The 18,364-nt window shown below is 39.5% G+C and carries 15 protein-coding genes and 1 pseudogene; 2 read left to right on the top strand and 14 right to left on the bottom strand.

Translation table 11 applies throughout. The features are described 5' to 3' along the window. Positions 1–78: 78 nt before the first annotated feature. Positions 79–963: a hypothetical protein gene (locus AC5WOC_RS09170; protein ID WP_496055109.1), complete on the bottom strand. Its 885-nt coding sequence runs from the start codon at positions 961–963 to the stop codon at positions 79–81. 220 nt (positions 964–1,183) lie between these two features. Between AC5WOC_RS09170 and tnpB the strand changes: the two are divergent. Further along, a pseudogene (gene tnpB / locus AC5WOC_RS09165) lies at positions 1,184–2,310 on the top strand (IS200/IS605 family element RNA-guided endonuclease TnpB). Positions 2,311–2,483: 173 nt separating this feature from the next. Here the strand turns inward: tnpB and ftsZ are convergent. The 11 genes from ftsZ to AC5WOC_RS09110 all read right to left on the bottom strand — a co-directional run bounded on the left by ftsZ (position 2,484) and on the right by AC5WOC_RS09110 (position 16,881). Continuing rightward, the gene (gene ftsZ, locus AC5WOC_RS09160) at positions 2,484–3,635 is read right to left on the bottom strand and encodes a cell division protein FtsZ (RefSeq protein ID WP_496055108.1); all 1,152 of its coding nucleotides are present in this window, start codon (positions 3,633–3,635) and stop codon (positions 2,484–2,486) included. 16 nt (positions 3,636–3,651) lie between these two features. Further along, the gene (gene ftsA, locus AC5WOC_RS09155; protein ID WP_496055107.1) at positions 3,652–4,887 is read right to left on the bottom strand and encodes a cell division protein FtsA; all 1,236 of its coding nucleotides are present in this window, start codon (positions 4,885–4,887) and stop codon (positions 3,652–3,654) included. A 145-nt stretch (positions 4,888–5,032) separates the two neighbouring features. Further along, positions 5,033–5,740 carry a cell division protein FtsQ/DivIB gene (locus tag AC5WOC_RS09150; RefSeq protein WP_496055106.1) on the bottom strand — a complete coding sequence of 236 codons (708 nt, stop codon included), beginning with the start codon at positions 5,738–5,740 and terminating at the stop codon, positions 5,033–5,035. A gap of 471 nt (positions 5,741–6,211) precedes the next feature. Then, complete coding sequence (murB, locus tag AC5WOC_RS09145) at positions 6,212–7,126, bottom strand: UDP-N-acetylmuramate dehydrogenase (RefSeq protein WP_496055105.1); 915 nt, start codon at positions 7,124–7,126, stop codon at positions 6,212–6,214. Positions 7,127–7,153: 27 nt separating this feature from the next. Continuing rightward, positions 7,154–8,269 (bottom strand): undecaprenyldiphospho-muramoylpentapeptide beta-N-acetylglucosaminyltransferase, encoded by a 1,116-nt coding sequence (gene murG / locus AC5WOC_RS09140; protein ID WP_496055104.1) that lies wholly within the window; start codon positions 8,267–8,269, stop codon positions 7,154–7,156. Positions 8,270–8,282: 13 nt separating this feature from the next. Further along, entirely contained in the window at positions 8,283–9,383 is a 1,101-nt protein-coding gene (gene spoVE / locus AC5WOC_RS09135) for a stage V sporulation protein E (RefSeq protein WP_496055103.1), read from the bottom strand. A 31-nt stretch (positions 9,384–9,414) separates the two neighbouring features. After that, positions 9,415–10,770 carry a UDP-N-acetylmuramoyl-L-alanine--D-glutamate ligase gene (murD, locus tag AC5WOC_RS09130; RefSeq protein ID WP_496055102.1) on the bottom strand — a complete coding sequence of 452 codons (1,356 nt, stop codon included), beginning with the start codon at positions 10,768–10,770 and terminating at the stop codon, positions 9,415–9,417. Then, complete coding sequence (gene mraY / locus AC5WOC_RS09125) at positions 10,767–11,732, bottom strand: phospho-N-acetylmuramoyl-pentapeptide-transferase (RefSeq protein WP_496055397.1); 966 nt, start codon at positions 11,730–11,732, stop codon at positions 10,767–10,769. Before mraY ends, murD begins: the two co-directional genes overlap by 4 nt. A 79-nt stretch (positions 11,733–11,811) precedes the next feature. Then, positions 11,812–13,197 (bottom strand): UDP-N-acetylmuramoyl-tripeptide--D-alanyl-D-alanine ligase, encoded by a 1,386-nt coding sequence (locus AC5WOC_RS09120; protein WP_496055101.1) that lies wholly within the window; start codon positions 13,195–13,197, stop codon positions 11,812–11,814. After that, the gene (locus AC5WOC_RS09115; RefSeq protein WP_496055100.1) at positions 13,187–14,674 is read right to left on the bottom strand and encodes a UDP-N-acetylmuramoyl-L-alanyl-D-glutamate--2,6-diaminopimelate ligase; all 1,488 of its coding nucleotides are present in this window, start codon (positions 14,672–14,674) and stop codon (positions 13,187–13,189) included. The genes AC5WOC_RS09120 and AC5WOC_RS09115 overlap by 11 nt, the downstream gene beginning before the upstream one ends. A 290-nt stretch (positions 14,675–14,964) precedes the next feature. Then, positions 14,965–16,881 (bottom strand): stage V sporulation protein D, encoded by a 1,917-nt coding sequence (locus AC5WOC_RS09110; protein WP_496055099.1) that lies wholly within the window; start codon positions 16,879–16,881, stop codon positions 14,965–14,967. A 142-nt stretch (positions 16,882–17,023) separates the two neighbouring features. On the opposite strand from AC5WOC_RS09110, the gene AC5WOC_RS09105 reads away from it, so the two are divergent. Further along, positions 17,024–17,392, top strand: a complete 369-nt coding sequence (locus AC5WOC_RS09105) for a hypothetical protein (protein ID WP_496055098.1) — start codon at positions 17,024–17,026, stop codon at positions 17,390–17,392. 226 nt (positions 17,393–17,618) lie between these two features. Here the strand turns inward: AC5WOC_RS09105 and AC5WOC_RS09100 are convergent, their stop codons facing one another. Both AC5WOC_RS09100 and AC5WOC_RS09095 read right to left on the bottom strand, forming a co-directional pair. Beyond that, positions 17,619–17,972 carry a hypothetical protein gene (locus AC5WOC_RS09100; RefSeq protein WP_496055097.1) on the bottom strand — a complete coding sequence of 118 codons (354 nt, stop codon included), beginning with the start codon at positions 17,970–17,972 and terminating at the stop codon, positions 17,619–17,621. A gap of 32 nt (positions 17,973–18,004) precedes the next feature. Beyond that, positions 18,005–18,178, bottom strand: coding sequence for a hypothetical protein (locus AC5WOC_RS09095; protein ID WP_496055096.1), 174 nt, complete (start codon positions 18,176–18,178; stop codon positions 18,005–18,007). Positions 18,179–18,364: the final 186 nt, after the last annotated feature.

Raw genomic sequence — 18,364 nt, 5'->3', positions numbered from 1 at the left:
CTCCTTTATTATTTTCTAAATATTCATTCATCAATTATTATAATTCACTACTGTTTAACAATCCACCGTTATTCTTCTTTATTGCTCGTACCTCCAACCAGCAACTCCATTCGCATTGCGAGCATATACCTGCAAATAGATCTCTTCATCTTTAAAGCGATTGTGCAGCGATACATACACGGATTGAATCATATCGTAACCACCAATGATACCCATCAGTCTCAGTTTTTGATGGAAGACATTCTCAATATAAGCTTTACTGATAATAATTGGCTGAGAGGAAAAGTTTTCCAATTTGTATCCATCAGGCATTTTCTCATCTTTACAAATAGCTCGGTAAGCATATACCCATGGCATAAAATCATCTACTAGTTTTATAGAGAGATCAGGTTTATATGAACATCGTTTAAATAGATAGACAGAAGAATTTGTGTCGCCAAATTGTCTCTCTAGTCGATCAGCCACTACTGTAGCAAGATACGTTTGCGGGTCTAGGTTATCCATTAATTTGAGGATTCTAACTTTCTGATAAGTGATATTTTCAATATAAGCGACATTGATATCAATTGAATCTGATTGTTTATTGATTAATCTATCTCTATTCGGTATTACTTCTCGTTTACAAGCCGCTTTGTAAGCATACAACCACGGTGTAAAATCACGAACTATCTTTCGGGTCAATTGTAACTGTTCATATTCTTTTGCTGACATTTTCTGATGAGAAAACCACTCATATCCGCAATCTGGACATTCTACCGGTGCTGCTGGAGGATCAGTTAAACCATAACTTGGAATATCTTTATCGTTACCACATCTATAACAAAAAAATTTCAATATCTTATGTACTTTTGATAATTCACCTTTATGTACTACGCCGTCTTTGATATAGAGCTTGTCAGTATATTGAAAGCGGACTGGATCATCCTCTTCGCTAAACAAACTTTTGATAATATCCCATACCATTACAAATCCCCCTCCAATGGATAGATTCATCAATCAGTATATACAATTATTATAACATTGCGAGCGAGAAAACCCACGGTAGGGGTAGTGGGATGAAAGCGAGCATCAGAAGAAGATACTTTTTTGTTCTTTCGTAAGTTTGACTAGTTTAAGATAAGCTTGACAAGAAGCAAACATACGATCTATAATATTTGCAAAATTCCAGCAAGGGGGTGATTCCATGCATAAAGCTTTTTCTTACCGTTTTCGACCTACCAAAGCACAGGCGACAATGATCCATAAATCCATCGGTTGTAGCCGTTTTGTATTCAATCATTTTCTTGGTGAATGGAACAAAGCGTATCAAGCAACCGGAAAAGGGCTGACCTATTCCACTTGTTCCCGTGTCCTAACGGAGAAAAAGCGAGAATTAACATGGCTGAAAGAAGTCGATTCTACCTCCCTTCAAAACACCCTCAAACATCTTGCGGATGCCTTTCAGCGTTTTTTCCGAAAACAAAACGATGCTCCGCGTTTTAAAAGCAGGAAAAATCAGCTACAAGCGTATACGACTCAATGCAACTATCCCAAAAATAGCAGACCGACCATCGAAATCAAGGGGAACCAAATCAAACTGCCAAAATTAGGCTGGGTGAAGTTTGTCCTCTCCCGAGAAATAAGTGGTCGTATTTTATCTACAACGATCCGTCGTACAGCTACAGGGAAATATAAAATATCCATTCTTTGCGAGGGATGCTATTTGCGATCCATACCAGCGAGAAAAGAAGCCATTGGCATTGATTTGGGTCTGAAAGATTTTGCGATTTTTGATGATGGAACAAAAAAGAATGCGAACCGATTTTTCCGCCAATACGAACAAAAACTAGCAAAAGCGCAGCAAACGATGGCAAGAAGAAAAAAGGACGGGTCCAACTGGCACAAAGCTCGTATCCAAGTTGCTCGCATCCATGAAAAAATTACCCATGCCCGCCATGATTTTTTACAGAAACTATCGACAAAACTGGTGAACGAAAACCAAGTCATCAGCATCGAAACGCTGCAAGTAAAAACATGGTGAAGAATCAGAAGCTGTCGAAATCGATCACCGATGCTTCGTGGTCGGAGTTTGTTACGATGTTAGAATACAAAGCGAAAGAATACGGAAGGAAGTTGGTGAAAGTGGGAAAATCCTTCCCATCGAGTCAGCTTTGTTCGAGTTGCGGCTATAAAAACAAAGAAGTGAAGCAACTCCAGCTACGAGAATGGACATGCCCAGAATGTGGCGTTCCCCATGATCGAGACATCAATGCAGCCAAAAACATAGTGAAAGAAGGTAGAAGATTACTTGCCGTGGGGCTCATGGTCTAAGCTTGGTAAACTTCCTTGGATTACCGAGGATTACCCAAGAATCCCACGGCTTTAGCCGTGTGGAGTTGTAAAAATACGAATGTTACAATAATTGTACCTTGCAAATAAATGTATCGGATATCTGCAATGAAAAAAAGCACCCTCACAAAAAGAGTGCTTCTTATTAAAAAATGTTACTTTTTAAATTGGTTTCTCAAAAACGTAGGAATCTCATAACTTTCATCAATAACAGGGTTGGTGTTTTTGTTGTTCTTCTCTTCATTCTGTAATCGAATATTGTTGTGTTTAAACAAAGGAGTGAAATCATTTTCCCGTTCGTGGAAGATCGGTTTCTTGGACTGGGTTTGTCCACCGGATTCTTGTACTTGATTATCAAACCCAGTGGCAATAACCGTTACCAGAATCTCATCTTTGAGATCTTCGTTAATCACTGCACCAAAGATCATATTTACTTCGGCATGAGATGCTTGTGTGACAATATCAGCAGCTTCATTTACTTCATATAAGCTGAGATTCGCTCCACCAGTAATATTCATTAATACTCCTCGTGCTCCATTGATCGATGTTTCCAGCAAAGGACTACAGATGGCCTTTTTCGCAGCTTCTGTTGCTCTGTTTTCACCCGCTGCAGTCCCAATACCCATCAATGCAGAACCACGTTCCGTCATAATCGTCTTGACGTCCGCAAAGTCTAGGTTTATCAATCCAGGAACTGCGATCAAATCAGAGATACCTTGTACACCTTGACGGAGTACATTGTCTGCTTCACGAAATGCTTCTATCATTGGGGTGTTTTTGTCGACGATCTCTAATAATCGATCATTAGGAATCACAATCAAAGTATCGACATTTTCTTTTAAAGATGCAACTCCGGTTTCAGCTTGAACAGAACGCTTTCTCCCTTCAAAACTAAAAGGCTTTGTTACTACGCCGACAGTTAAAGACCCTAGTTCACGTGCAATCAATGCAATTTCAGGTGCAGCACCAGTCCCTGTTCCACCTCCCATACCAGCAGTAACAAATACCATATCAGCTCCACGAAGAACATTTTCGATCTGTTCCCGGCTTTCTTCTGCAGCTTTTTTTCCTACTTCTGGTTTTGCACCTGCTCCTAGACCTCTTGTCAACTTCTCCCCAATTTGCAACTTGATGGGTGCCTTTGAACGATTTAATGCTTGTGCATCCGTGTTGACTGCGATAAATTCCACTCCTTGAACACCGGCTTCAATCATTCGATTGACAGCATTGCTGCCTCCTCCACCTACACCAATTACTTTAATCTGTGCGATCTGTTCGATATCAAACTCTAAATCAAAACCCAGCATGGTTTTCCCTCCAGCACTATATAAATTCACTTAGCCAACTTTTCATTTTTTGAAATGCAGATATCCGTTTTTTTTCTTTTGCTCGTGGAACTGTTTCTGTTCGAGCAGGCTTGTTTACCAAGACACTCCCCTGTTTAGCTAAATGATGGACCATACTAACACTCGCTAAAAAAGAAGAGGAGGAGATAGATGATTCTTTTGATCTAGCAATACGTACTCCTTGACCTAACTGTGATTTAGCAGCTTCTAATAGATAAGGAGTTTCCGTTACTCCACCCACTAAAACATATCCACCAGCAGGATCATGTGTGAAGCCCATTGCTTTTACTTGCTGATTGATCAATTGGAAAATCTCCATGATACGCGGCTCCATAATTTGAGCCAATTCTAATTGCGAGGAATATCGTTCTTTTCCTGCCATCATTAAAATTGGTATTGATTCTCGCCTATCCGCATGTGATTTTACTGCTATCCCATATTTACACTTTAACTCTTCGGCGACTTCTTTTTGGGTTTGAAGGACATAAACCAAATCGGTTGTTATATATTCTCCTCCCATTGGAATAACAGCCGTACCCGCTAGATTTCCTTGCGAATAAAATGCTAATTTTATTGTTCCGCTACCTATATCTGCTAGTACAACCCCTAGGGTCTTCTCATCTGCTGTTAAAGCGTACTCACTAATGGAAAGTGGTAAAAATACAAATCCGGCCATATGTAGAGAAGCTTTTTCAATACAGCGATATACGTTGTGGACTACAGTTTTTGAACCTGTAATAATCATGGCATCTACTTCCAAACGCACACCAATCATCCCTATTGGGTCACGGATCTCTGCAATCCCATCCACAATAAACTGTTTAGAAACTACTTCTATAATAACGCGCTCTGGTGGAAGTGCGATTACTTTTGCTGCTTGTAATACACGTTCCACATCCTCAGCACCGATTTCTCGATCTTGATTTAAAGTCGCGACCACACCATGGCTATGTTGGATAGAAATATGATTTCCAGAAAGTCCGACATAGACATCTGTAAGCTCTACACCAACCATTTGCTCTGCTTGTTCTATTGCTGATCTTATCGCCTTTGCTGCCTGTTCAATGTCAATAATTGCTCCTTTTTTTATTCCAGAAGACACTGCAGTACCTACACCGACGATAGGAAATGTTCCATTCTTCGTTAATTCTGCTACAACGACTCGTACCTGAGAAGATCCAATATCTAATGTAGCCAAATATCCTTTGCTCATGTCTTGGGCACCTCCTTGCCCGAAGAGTTTATAAAACCGGGATAGGATAGTATCTCTTCCATGTGATAATTCAACAGTAAAAGCAAATCCCCTTTTTCTAGTATGTAAATTACATAATATTACAGTAATAGGAAATACATAGATATTAATTCCCTGGAGTAAACCATATACTATCTAATAGATGTAAAGTTCCTGGTGATTGATTTAAAAATTTGGGGTATAACTTCATTCTCTCTGCTAATTGATCAATCCGTACTTCAATTTTATGTTCTCTTCGAGTCCATAGTACAACTTGTTCAGGCTTGTTTTCATTCGGACGAACAGCCACAATCTGATTACGAATCGAAGCTGGTATTTGCACAAATTGCGAAGTAAGTTTCGAAAAAGATGCTTTTTCTTGATCCCATCCCTCAAATATGGGCATTGCTTTCAACATAGAGGTGGCAGGATGAGTTGGGAGAAAAGCTCCATTAGCAAGAAGAGGGATAAAAGTTTGCTCATCTTGTATGTAAGCAACCACTGGATATTCTACAAGCCTAATTGTTAGATTGCTAGGAAAATGTTTATCCAAATCTACTTGTTTGACTGCTCTCAAACGATGAAGGTCTGCTTCTACATCTTTTATCTTAACACTAAAAAAAGACATTCCTATGCGAACCCCTGACTGTTGCATGATCTCTTGCTTGGTTAAAATCTGATTACCAGTTATGGAAACTGATGATACATGACTCAAAGGGGATCGTAGAAATAGTACAAATAAAATACCAACAAAAAACAAAAATATAAACAAAACTGCCCATAATGACGGAGCTTTATGTTCTACTCTGATGCGAAAAGGAGGAACCCTTTCCACCTAGCCACCTTCTCCTTTGTCCAATTTCTTCCCTCTATACTACCACAAATGAAAAAAGGAGAGAATCCCAAAGATGAAACGATTGGCAATAATCTCCATTTTAATATATTCATTTTTGTGCATATATCATTGTAAAAAAATTTCACTCCCCCACCTACTCACTATTCAGGCGAGGGATGCACTTCACTGTCAGTATAGTGAAAGCCATACTCCAAAGAAACAGGTACTCATTCCAGACAGCGTGACCATCTTCTTCCAAGCATAGACATAGTCGGATTCTTCCTGTGAAGAAGTCCAGTTATCCATTCGATACATCATAGCCGTAGGATAAGAGCAATGCCCAGAATAATGCTTGAACACACAAATCCAATAAACATGAAGACCTCACAAGTCGGTTTGGAGTTCCTTTTCTTTCACTATAGCAAAAAAAATAAAAAAGTTGTCCAGTGACGGACAACTCGAATATTAATTTTACTTATTTTCCCCTATTACTTCCACTTCTGGTACTAAATGAACATCAAATCTCTCTGCAATTGTCTTTCGAGCATAGTTGATCAAATCTAAAACATCACTAGCTTTGGCATTACCCAAATTAATAATAAAATTAGCATGCAGGGTAGAAAACTCTGCATCTCCAATGCGGTATCCTTTGAGCCCAGCAGCTTCAATTAATCTTCCTGCATGATCTCCAGGTGGATTACGAAAAGTGCTTCCTGCACAAGGATATTGCAAGGGCTGTGTTTTGCGACGACGATCTTTGAAATTAGCAAGTGATTCTGTGATCACTTTTGGATCACCTTTTATCAAATCAAACGTAGCACCTGTAATGATTCCCCGAATCTCTTCTTGCAAAATTGTAGTACGGTAGCGAAAACGTAAATCGTCATTGGTTAATGTTAACCATTCACCTGATTCTGTGATCACTTCTGCTTCGCGCACTACTTTGCTCATTTCTGATCCATGGGCCCCTGCGTTCATATAGACAGCTCCACCTACATTTCCTGGAATACCGCCTGCAAATTCTAAACCTGTGAGACCAGCTTTTGCTGTCCTGCTTGCAAGTAAAATAGTAGAATACGCTCCACCTGCTCTTACTACTGTATCTTCTACATGCAGATAATCGAATGCATCTTTCAGATGAAAGACAACCCCACGAATTCCTCCATCTTTTACAAGTAAATTAGAACCTCTACCGATGACTCTCCAAGGAAGCTGTTGCTTCTTCACTACTTTCATGGCATTCATTAATTCCTCTTTATCGGCAGGTTCAATATAGTAATCAGCAGGTCCCCCTACTTTCCAGGTGGTGTGTCGGGAAAGAGATTCATTTTGTTTAATATGAGTTACACCATTAGTTTGAAATAATTCTATAAGATGTTCTTTCATGTCTCCCTTTTCACCATCTTTCTATCGTTATGCATGGACATGTGATGCAATTAGTTTTTCTAATTCCTCTACTATTTGTGTTGCTGCTTCTGGTCGGCCAAGCGATTTTGCTTGTTCACTCATCACTTTACGTCCCTCTGGATCAAGAATAAGTTCTTCTAACTGTTTCCATAAATTTTCGCCATTGCAATCCCGCTCTAACAATAGTCGGGCAGCGCCTTTTTCTTCTAGTACACGGGCATTTGCCTCTTGATGATTATTTGTAACATATGGAGAGGGAATCAATATAGATGGTAAGCCTAAAGCAGTTATTTCTGCTAACGTGGATGCTCCTGCTCTTGAGACTACTAAATCTGTAGTAGCGAGCACATCTGGCATATTATAAACAAATGGTCTTATATCCAAATTCGGATAATCGCTTCTATTAATTTTAGCAGTGATATCTTGATAATGTACTTCTCCAGTTATATAAACAAATCGTACACCTGGCAGCGATTGTAACTTCGGCAATAGTGAAAGTATCGCTTGGTTAATTGTTTTTGCCCCGCGGCTACCACCAAAAATAAGAACAACAGGGACATTTTCGGCTATACCTAAAGATTCTCTGCCTTTGTCACGATTCGCACGTATGACTTCTGTAGCACGTGGATTACCAGTGTATACCACTTTTTTTGCACTCGTCAATTCGTTGGAAGTGTTTTCCAAACTAACTGCAACAAGATCGGCAAATCGAGAAAGGAATTTTGTTGTTAATCCCAAAACTGCATTTTGTTCATGTATCATTGTTGGTATATTGAGCTGATGTGCGGCAAATACAGCTGGTCCACTTACATAACCACCAGTTCCCACTACCACGTCTGGTTGAAATTTCTTTATGTATTCTTTTGATTTACTAACAGCACGTATAAATTTGCGGACTGTAGTTACATTTTCCCATGACAGGCTTCGTTTAAATCCTTGTATTTCTACAGTAAAAAATTGAACCCCTTCTTCTTTGGGAACAATTTTTGATTCCAATCCATTGTCCGTCCCAATATAACCAATCTCTACTTCTGGATACTTTTCCTTAACTGCTCGTGCAATTGCAAGTGCGGGATATATATGTCCGCCAGTTCCTCCACCTGTCAGTAAAATACGTTTCATAGCTGACTCCTTCCTACTGTTTCACAAAACGTGATAAATTAAGCAATATTCCTACAGCAGCTAGCGTTAATGTCAATGATGATCCTCCATAACTTAAAAACGGCAGGGTAATTCCAGTAACCGGAAAAGCACCAGAAACTACTCCAATATTAATTCCTGCTTGAATCATTATCATAGACGTTACTCCAGCAGCCAATAAACTATAAAATTGATTTGGCATAGACATTGCCACACGATAACCACGCCAAATTAAAATAGCGAACAAAATAATAACACTTCCTGCACCAACAAATCCGAGTTCTTCTGCCAAAATCGAAAAGATAAAGTCAGTATGAGGTTCCGGCAAATACAAATGCTTCTGCCTGCTCATCCCTATTCCGAGTCCAAGCAATCCTCCGGGGCCAATAGCAAAAAGCGATTGAATAAGATGATATCCAGCACCGAGTGGATCTTCCCAAGGATTTAAGAAAGCGACTATTCGCTGAATTCGATAAGGCGCAGCAAGCACTAATCCAACAAATCCTGCCATTCCAAGCATCAAAAAACTTCCTATATGCTGTAATTTTGAACCTGCAACAAAAATAAGTATCAAACCTGTTCCCATTAAAACCGTACCTGTGCCCAAATCAGGCTGTAACATGATCAGTCCAAAAGCAAAACATAGTAATGACATACTTGGTAAAAAGCCTTGTTTAAACTGTTCCATATGAAAAGTCGGCTTCGAAAACCATCGAGCGAAAAATAAAATCATTCCTAATTTGGTAAACTCTGATGGCTGAATACTGAATGCGCCAATCCCCAGCCAACTTCTTGCTCCGTTTCGTAGAATTCCAACGCCTGGAATCAAAACGATCACAAGTAAGAGAAAACATCCGATCAACAAAGGCTTTGCAGCAAAATGAAACTTGTCAGGATCAACTTTAGCGATAACAAACATACAAAAAATACCTAATGCTGCAAATAGTACTTGCCGTTTAGCAAAGTAAAAACTATCTCCAAAACGGTGATAAGCATACGCAGCACTTGCACTATAAACCATTGCTACCCCGATGATTAATAACAAGAAAATAGCAGCTACAATAAACTTATCAGGGTTTTTAAGACTTCTATGCATACGGCAACACCTCTTTTAAGGACTTGCTATATTACAACGTATGCACAGCTTGTTTAAAAATGCTTCCTCGTTCTTCAAAAGAGGTATATTGATCCCAACTTGCACATGCTGGAGATAATACCACTATGTCTCCAGCTACTGCTATTTTACTTGCTTGATAAGCAGCATCTTTCACATCGGCAGCATGAACAATCGTCGTTATTCCTGCTTCTCTCGCACGGTCCTCCATGATTCTTGCTGTCTGACCATAAACGATAGCTGCTTTGACATGCTCACGCAATACAGGAACTAACTCTTTAAAATCTACTTGCCGATCCAATCCGCCACCAATCCAGATTAAAGGAGACGGAAATGCACTTAGTGCTGTAATTGCAGCCTGAGCATTGGTAGCTTTGGAGTCATTATAATAACGCACATTATTTTTCTCCGTCACAAATTCCAAACGATGCTCTACCCCGCCGAAAGCACGTAATACAACACGAACTGCTTCCACAGTTGCACCTGCTACTAACGAAATAGCTATAGCTGCTAACGCATTTTCTAAATTTTTGTTTCCAGGCAAAGCAATTTCTTCAACAGAGATAATCGCTTGAACTTCTCCATCAAAACGAGCGATAACTTGTCCGTCTTTTACAAATAAACCAGTGTCTACTTCTTCCAAAATAGAAAACCATATATTTTTCCCAAGTTGTTTTTTCGCTACTTCTCTACATATTTCATTATCATAATTAAAAACAGCATAATCATCTTGTGTTTGGTTTTGAAATAATTTCGCTTTACTTATAACATAATCTTCCATTGATTGATGATAATCCATATGAGCAGGAACAATATTTAATAGTGCAGCTACCTTTGGATGAAACAATTGTGTTCCCTTTAATTGAAAGCTACTCAATTCTGTTACGAGCCATTTTTTCTCTTGCAAATTGTCAATCACATCAGAAAGTGCTAAGCCAATATTACCAGCTACAAGTGCTGGAATCTTCGCTTCTTCTAAAATTTTCCCAACGATAGTTGTTGTTGTTGTCTTCCCATTTGATCCAGTGATGCCGATAATGGGAATATCAATATAAGAAGATGCTAATTCGACCTCTGTGATAACGGGAATAGAAGATAATATTGCTTTTTGCACTGCTGGATTACTGTAGGGAACGCCTGGGTTTTTGACCAGTAAATCAGTTGATGTATGAACAATTTGTTCTACCGATGGCTTATAATAGACAGGAATCCCTAAATTCTCCAGCTCTTTTGCTTCTGGACAAGCAAAAGTGTCCTTTTTTTGCTCAAACACTTCCACATCTGCACCGAGTTTCGTTAATAACTTAGCTGCTGCTACCCCGCTTTTTCCTAAACCAAGCACAGAAACTCTGTCATGTTTTTTTATCATCGAACAAACACCTCAAGGTATATCCCAACTGCTGCTAAAAACAATCCAACACACCAAAAAGTAGTGACTACCCGCCATTCAGACCAACCTGTCAATTCGAAATGGTGGTGCAGTGGACTCATACGGAATATGCGTTTCCCTCTTGTTTTAAACGAAAGTACTTGGAGCATAACGGATAGAGCTTCTGCAACAAAAACTCCACCGATTAGAGGAAGCAGCAACTCTGTTTTTGTGATAACTGCTAATGCAGCCAGTCCTCCACCTAAGGCCAGCGAACCTGTATCTCCCATAAAAACTTTGGCTGGATGTGCATTAAATACTAGAAAACCAAGCAATGCTCCCACAACCGAAATAGCAAATATCGCAACTGTATAATTGCTTTGAACCATACCGATAACAGCATATGCACCATAAGCCACTGCTGCAGTCCCTGCTAATAAACCATCCAAACCGTCTGTAAGATTCACTGCATTGGAAGCACCGATCATCATTATCAAAAGAAGCGGCAAATATAACCAATTTAATTGCAGTGACCAGTCCGTACCTGGAATGTCAACATTAAAGATAAACTTGGAAGTACCTCCTCCATCACCTAAGCGAAGGACACGAACTTCAATTAGTACCCAGAAAAGCACAATTCCAATAAACAATTGTCCTAGCAGCTTTTGGCTTGCAGTCAATCCTAAGCTTCTTTTCATTACTACTTTTATATAATCATCTAAAAAGCCTATAATTCCATATCCAAGCGTTGCAAACAGAAGAAAAAACAAGTCTGAGTTCACAATTGGTTTTGAGTTATTCAATAATATAAAACTACTAAATGGTAATGCTGTAAGTACAACAGACATGAGGATAATCGTTCCACCCATGGTTGGTGTACCAGCCTTTTTCAAATGAGCTTCTGGCCCTTCCTCTCGAATACTCTGACCAAATTTTAATCGCTGTAGTGTTGGAATGATCATAGGTCCTAAAAGTACTCCTATTCCAAATGCTACTGCGAGTGGAATAAGTATAATCCGTATATCAATATTTGCCACCACTCTACGCTCCTTCTACTAATTGTTTCACAATATGATCTAATCCAGCTTTTCTAGAAGCTTTCACAAGGAGAAGAATATTCTCATTCCCGATTTGGTTGAGATAAGAAAATGCCTCTTCATTGGATGGAAAATGCTTTCTATGTTGTAGTTGATTAGGAGAAGCAAGATTGGCAGCTTCATAAATCCACAATCCTTTTGAACCAACAGTTACTAAACCGGTAAGATTTTTAGAAACAGCATATTCCCCTATTTGCTGATGATAATATAATTCTTGTTCTCCCAACTCTTCCACACCAGCAAGCAGAGCCCATTTTTCTAAAGAAGGTTCTATCTCTTCCAAAATGTCAAGAGCTGCATAAATGGAAGTGGGACTTGCATTATATGCATCGTTAATAATCTTCATGCCATTTTTTGCATTCATCATTTCAAGTCTCATTGAAGTAGTTGGTATCGATGATAATCCTTTTGCAATACTTTCTTCCGGTATATCCAAAAGGCGTCCTGTCTCAATTGCAAACAATGCATTTTTAACATTATGTCTTCCAAGTAGCGGTATTTGATAGAGATGTCCAGTTTTCCTAGATTGGAAAAACCATCCATCCAATCCATTCATCACTACCGATTCGGGCCCTTCTTCACATTTTTTATCCCAGCCAATTGCGGTTACATGTCCAGCAAACGAGTGCTGATATAGCAATGGCTCATCTCCATCTATTAATAGAGAACCATTTTTCGATAAACCATCACAAATTTCTAATTTTGCTTCGGCGATCTTTTCTCTGCTGCCCAAATGACCGATATGTGACTCCCCTATATTTGTTACCATTGCGATATCAGGACGGGCCAATTTGGAAAGAGCGGAAATTTCTCCGAGATGATTCATTCCCATCTCCAAAACAATCACTTCTGTAGACTCGGGCATTTGTAAAATAGTCAATGGTAAACCAATATGATTGTTAAAATTTCCTGCTGTTTTATGTACTTCGTACATGGTAGCCAATACGTTATAAACCAAATCCTTTGTTGTTGTTTTTCCATTGCTTCCTGTGATTGCAACAACTCTGCAGCATGTTTCTGTTAAGTAACGTTCTGCCATTTGTTGGAGTGCATCTAAAGTATCTGGCACAACAATGATAGGAACAGAAGTATTATTTGGAAGAGGTCGATCCTCCTGCCAAAGCATTGCTGCTGCACCAGCTTTTTGGGCCTGTTCATAAAATTGATGACCATCAAACACTTCCCCGACAAGTGGAACATACAAATTCCCTGTTGATAATGTTCTTGTGTCAGTCGAAACACCTTGAATCAAAAGATTTTTGTTAGAAGACTCTTGATTTTCTACTAATCCAGATGTCGTCTCTTCTATCCAATTTATTCTACGTTCCATGCAGTTCACCCTTTATTGCTTTCATCGCTACTTCGCGATCATCAAATGGATATCTGACACCATTGATTTCCTGATATGTTTCATGACCTTTTCCAGCGATAAGCACTACATCCCCTGGCTTTGCTTGATCAATCGCATATTGAATGGCAGATTTGCGATCCACTATGGATACATATTGTGATGATGGTACACTGGAAATTCCCTCTACCATATCAGCAATGATTGCTTCTGGCTCTTCTGATCTTGGATTATCGGAAGTAATAACGGCAAAATTACTGTGAGAGGCTGCAATTTGTGCCATCAATGGTCTTTTTCCACGATCCCGATCCCCACCGCATCCTACCACGCAGATCACTTTTCCTCTAGCAAACGAATTTGCAGTTGTAAGAACATTTTGAAGACTGTCAGGGGTATGGGCATAATCTACTAAAACAGTGTAATCTTGACCAGCGTTGACGGCTTCAAACCTTCCGTCTACCCCTTTTAAATTTTGTAATGCCCCGCAAATCTTTTTCAGTGGGATTTCTTCCACCAATGCTACTGCTACCGCAGCTAGCGCATTATATATATTAAATGTTCCAAATAACGGCAATTTCACTTTCGCATTTCCTTGATAAGTCTGTAATTGGAACTGCACACCATCGGTTTGGTGCTCAATTTCTCCAGCGCGCACATCTGCTTGGCTATGAATACCATATGTAACTACTTGTGCAGGTGTAATAGAAGCATAGTAATTGGAAGCGGCATCATCCATATTGAGCACAGCTACTTGATTTTGTTCTCGCTTACCATCAAACCGATTTCCCATTTGGCTAAAAAGCAGACCCTTAGCTTCTCGATATTTATCCATTGTTTCATGGTAATCGAGATGATCTTGTGTGAGATTGGTGAATACACCAATATGGTAATGACTTCCTCTTGTTCTCCCCATATGCAAGGCATGAGAAGAAACTTCCATCACGGTATATTCTGCACCTTCATCAACCATCAACTGTAAGCTTTTTTGCAGCTCTACTACATCAGGAGTAGTATTGCGTGCAGGTAATTGCCTATTTTTGATCTTTATGCCAATGGTTCCAATAATCCCAGTATCCCTCCCCACACTTGTTAAAATTTGTTCAATGAGATGGGAAGTAGTCGTTTTACCATTGGTACCAGTAATGCCAATTAATTTGAGTTTTTGTGATGGATATTGGTAAAATCGATTTGCTAAAAATGCCATTGCTCTTCTCGTATCAGGCACGATAATGGTAGGAACCTTTGCTTCAACCGCTGTTTCTACCAAGATAGCAGCAGCACCTTTTTCAACAGCTCTGTCAATAAAGTCATGACCATCCACTGTAAAACCACGTAAAGCAATGAACAAATTACCCGATTTCACCTCTCTTGAATCTGTTTCGATACCTGTAATATCCGTATCGACGTGATTCAAGAGTGTTTTAACATGTAATACATCTACTAGTTCACTTAGTTTCATTTTGTTGGTAAACCTCCCACTTCACTTGTGAAGAAAACTTGGTAAATTTCTTTCTGAGCGTGCCTCTTATAACCACTTAACGCTTATGTACTCTCTTTATCTACCAAGTGTAACAATAGAAAAACCAGGTTTGGGGTCCTGGTAATCATGACTCCCATTTTAACATAATTCGTGTGAAAAATCCCTTGAGGGAAAGTGACGGAACACCAAACGAATTGTTCGGATTTTCTTTTTTTTCGATAAATAAGCCTCCATCTGGTATGTAAAACCAACGATGGAAGGCTTATATGTTATTTATCTCCCAAATACATCCGAATAGGAGTTCCCTTTTTCACGCGTTCACCAGGACGGGGGATCTGGCTGATGACTATCTTTCCTTTTCCAACAGTTTCAATCGGAGTAGTATAAAGGCTATTTTTAATTTTATCGATATCAAGACCCACAAAATTCGGTGTAGACACAATCGTATCGTACAGCGGATTCTTTTCGGGTTCGATTTGATTTTTACGTTTGGGTACTTTCATATATCGTAAACTATCTCCGATAATGTTCCCTACGATAGGAGCTGCAACAACTCCACCAAACTGGATTCCCTTTGGATTATCTACAGCCAAATAAACGACAATCTTAGGATCATCAGCAGGTGCAAAACCAATGAAAGAAACAATATGATTGTTTTGCAAATAAGTACCGTTTGGTCCTACTTTTTGCGCTGTTCCCGTCTTTCCGCCAACACGATATCCATCGACAAATGCTTTTCTACCAGAACCTTTGGCAACAACACTTTCAAGAGCAGCACGAACGGCACTGGACGTACTTTCTGTTATTACTTCTCGTTTTATGATTGGTTTCACAGAGCTAACTAATTTCTCACTTTCTGGGTCCATCCATTCTTTTGCCAAATGAGGAACCATCAGTTTGCCGCCGTTGATCGCGGCTGCAACCGCTGCAACTTGTTGAATAGGAGTAACGGCTACCCCTTGACCAAATGCTGTAGTAGCGAGCTCGACTGGCCCCATACGTGAAGGCTTGAAAAGGATCCCTTTGGCTTCTCCATTTAAGTCAATTCCTGTCTTCTGACCAAATCCAAACTTGTTGATATAAGATAGTAACTTCTCTTTTCCTAAACGCTGGCCTAGCGTAACAAAACCAGGGTTACAGGAATTTTCTACTACCTCTAAAAACGTTTGTGAACCATGCCCTCCTGCTTTCCAGCATCGTAACCTAGCTCCACCTACTGCAATAAAACCAGGATCGAAAAAACCTTCTTTTAAATTAACTTTTCTCTCTTGGAGTGCAGCAGCTAATGTAATAATTTTAAATGTGGAACCAGGTTCATACGTTTTCCAAATAGGTAAATTACGGTTGTAGATGAGTGGATCAGTTGTTTTGTATTGATCTGGACGATATGTAGGACGGCTGCTCATCCCCAAAATCTCACCTGATTTAGGGTCCATCGCGATCGCAATGACATTTTCTGGTTGGTATTGTGCCATCGCTTGATCCAATTCACGCTCCATAATTTTTTGGATATTTATATCGATCGTGAGTTTTAAATCTAATCCATCCTTTGGAGGTGTAAAATGATCTACTCCACCAGGAAGTTTTTCTCCTTTTGCATTAGCACTGAAGGAAATATATCCAGGAGTACCTTGCAATTGCTGATTATATTCTAGCTCCAATCCTGCTAATCCTTGGTTATCGATTCCTGTAAACCCTAAAAGATGAGACGCTAAACTTTGATAAGGATAATATCGTTTACTATCTTCTGCCACCACTACTCCAGGTAATTGCAACCCTTGTATCTGCTCCGCCTTCGCTTCCGAAATTTTCCTTCCATAAGGAGTAATCCGCACGATCAATTGTTTCTTTTTAACAAAAGGCAAAATTTTCTCTTCAGGTACTTGTAAGATTTTCGCCAATTTATAAGCTGTACCTTCTTTATCTTTGATTTGTGCTGGCACGACCATAACCGATGGAGAACTGATATTATATGCAATCAATTCTCCATTTCGATCCAAAATCCGACCTCGTTTGGATGCGAACGGAATATCCCTGCCCCATAAATTTTCTGCTTTTCCAGTGAGCATCGGTCCCTGGATTAGTTGCACATAAGAAAGGCGGCCAAGTAACGCGATAAGTACAAACAGTGCGATAGAAAATATAACAAATAGACGTTTTTTATGGATAACCAGTAATGATTTCACGTCCTTCATCTCCCCTGTAGACCTGTTACTCTACTTTATGTGGACAAAGGGTAAAAAAGAATCTCGATTTGCCTAATGTAAGGTACTAGCAACGATGATAGAATATAAGTATCGCAGAAAGCGATTATTATTGGAGGTAAAGATGCGTAAGGCAGGGGAAGCCCTCGTCGACTTTGTCCGTGCCAGCATGGGCTCTCGTTCTTCCAAGAAGAGCGATCTGATTCCGATCGGAAACGGTGATTCCTTGAGCGGACTTCCTTCTGAGGATGCCTGGGCAGTCTTCGAGAAAATGAGTAGCCTTCATGAAAAGGGCGCTGGCTATGCCCACGCCGTAGCATCCCCCGCCACTGGAGTCACTATAGAAGAGACACTGGAAATGACGCGTTATCAGTTGAGGTTGATACGCAAAAAGCGACTTGAGGAACTCCGTCAGAAGCAGGGCCCGCTCACAGAAGCGGAACTCCGGGCAATGAAAGTCTTGGAGTTGGAGTTCGGCAAAAATCTCTTCTGAATCCAACTCGCTGTCCCTTCAGCGTAGGGACGGGAAGTAGGAACGAGTTATAACTTCTCGTTCCGGTCTAGAGAATGGTGTAACAACCCTCTAGACCCCCGTAAAATACTACTTATTTATAAATGAAGATGAATCAAACCTAATCTATACACCTATCTATATTTGTTCGCATCAAAATCCTCACTGGTATATAGTGAGGATTTTTTAACAAATGTGACAGTCAATATTACACACGAAGCAATTCCAGCAAATATTTCTCTTGATAATGTATTTTTTCCAATTCAAAATTCGATATATTCGCGACGAGCGCAGAGCGAAAATGGCTTAGACTCGCAATATCTCCTGTTCGGAAAAACTGAAAAAGATCATCCAGCCTCTTTTGGCTCATCCCCTTCATTTTTTGTTTTAAACAAACTTCTCCATAATATAAGAGAAGATAAACCGCTTTTATCAATTTAGATCGAGTATGAGCTTGACGTAACTGATCAACAAGGGAAACATATTCCTCCCCTTCTCCACAACAGTAAACAATGTACTCTGCAATTTCACTGCTTTCTCGAACAGTTTCTTTTAATTCCACTGTGAGTTCTCTACCTTTGCATCCATTACCCTTCAATCTACTATTTCTCTATTTCTTTGTTTGCTGATCGGATTAGCAAAAATATCGTACGATTTCCCATGTATATAAACCATACCTTCGCTCATCTCTACTACCAATGGATCAAGCAATACAAACGTTATTCGCTTTCCTTCTATGGATACCATCTGAATGATACTTTCTCTCATTTCAAATCCCCCTTATATTTATCAAAAATTAGTTGCCGATCTAGTTGTGTATCATCTAAAATGAGCATAACAAAATTTAAATTTTCTGACAAATTAGTGGAATTTTACTTTCCTACTCCTATTTTCGGTCATATCAAAACACGCAATGAATCGGGAAGACAATAAGTTAGTTTCATAAAACCAAAC

The sequence above is a fragment of the Shimazuella sp. NTD247 genome (assembly GCF_059510415.1).
This window is presented reverse-complemented; position numbering and strand designations above follow the sequence as displayed.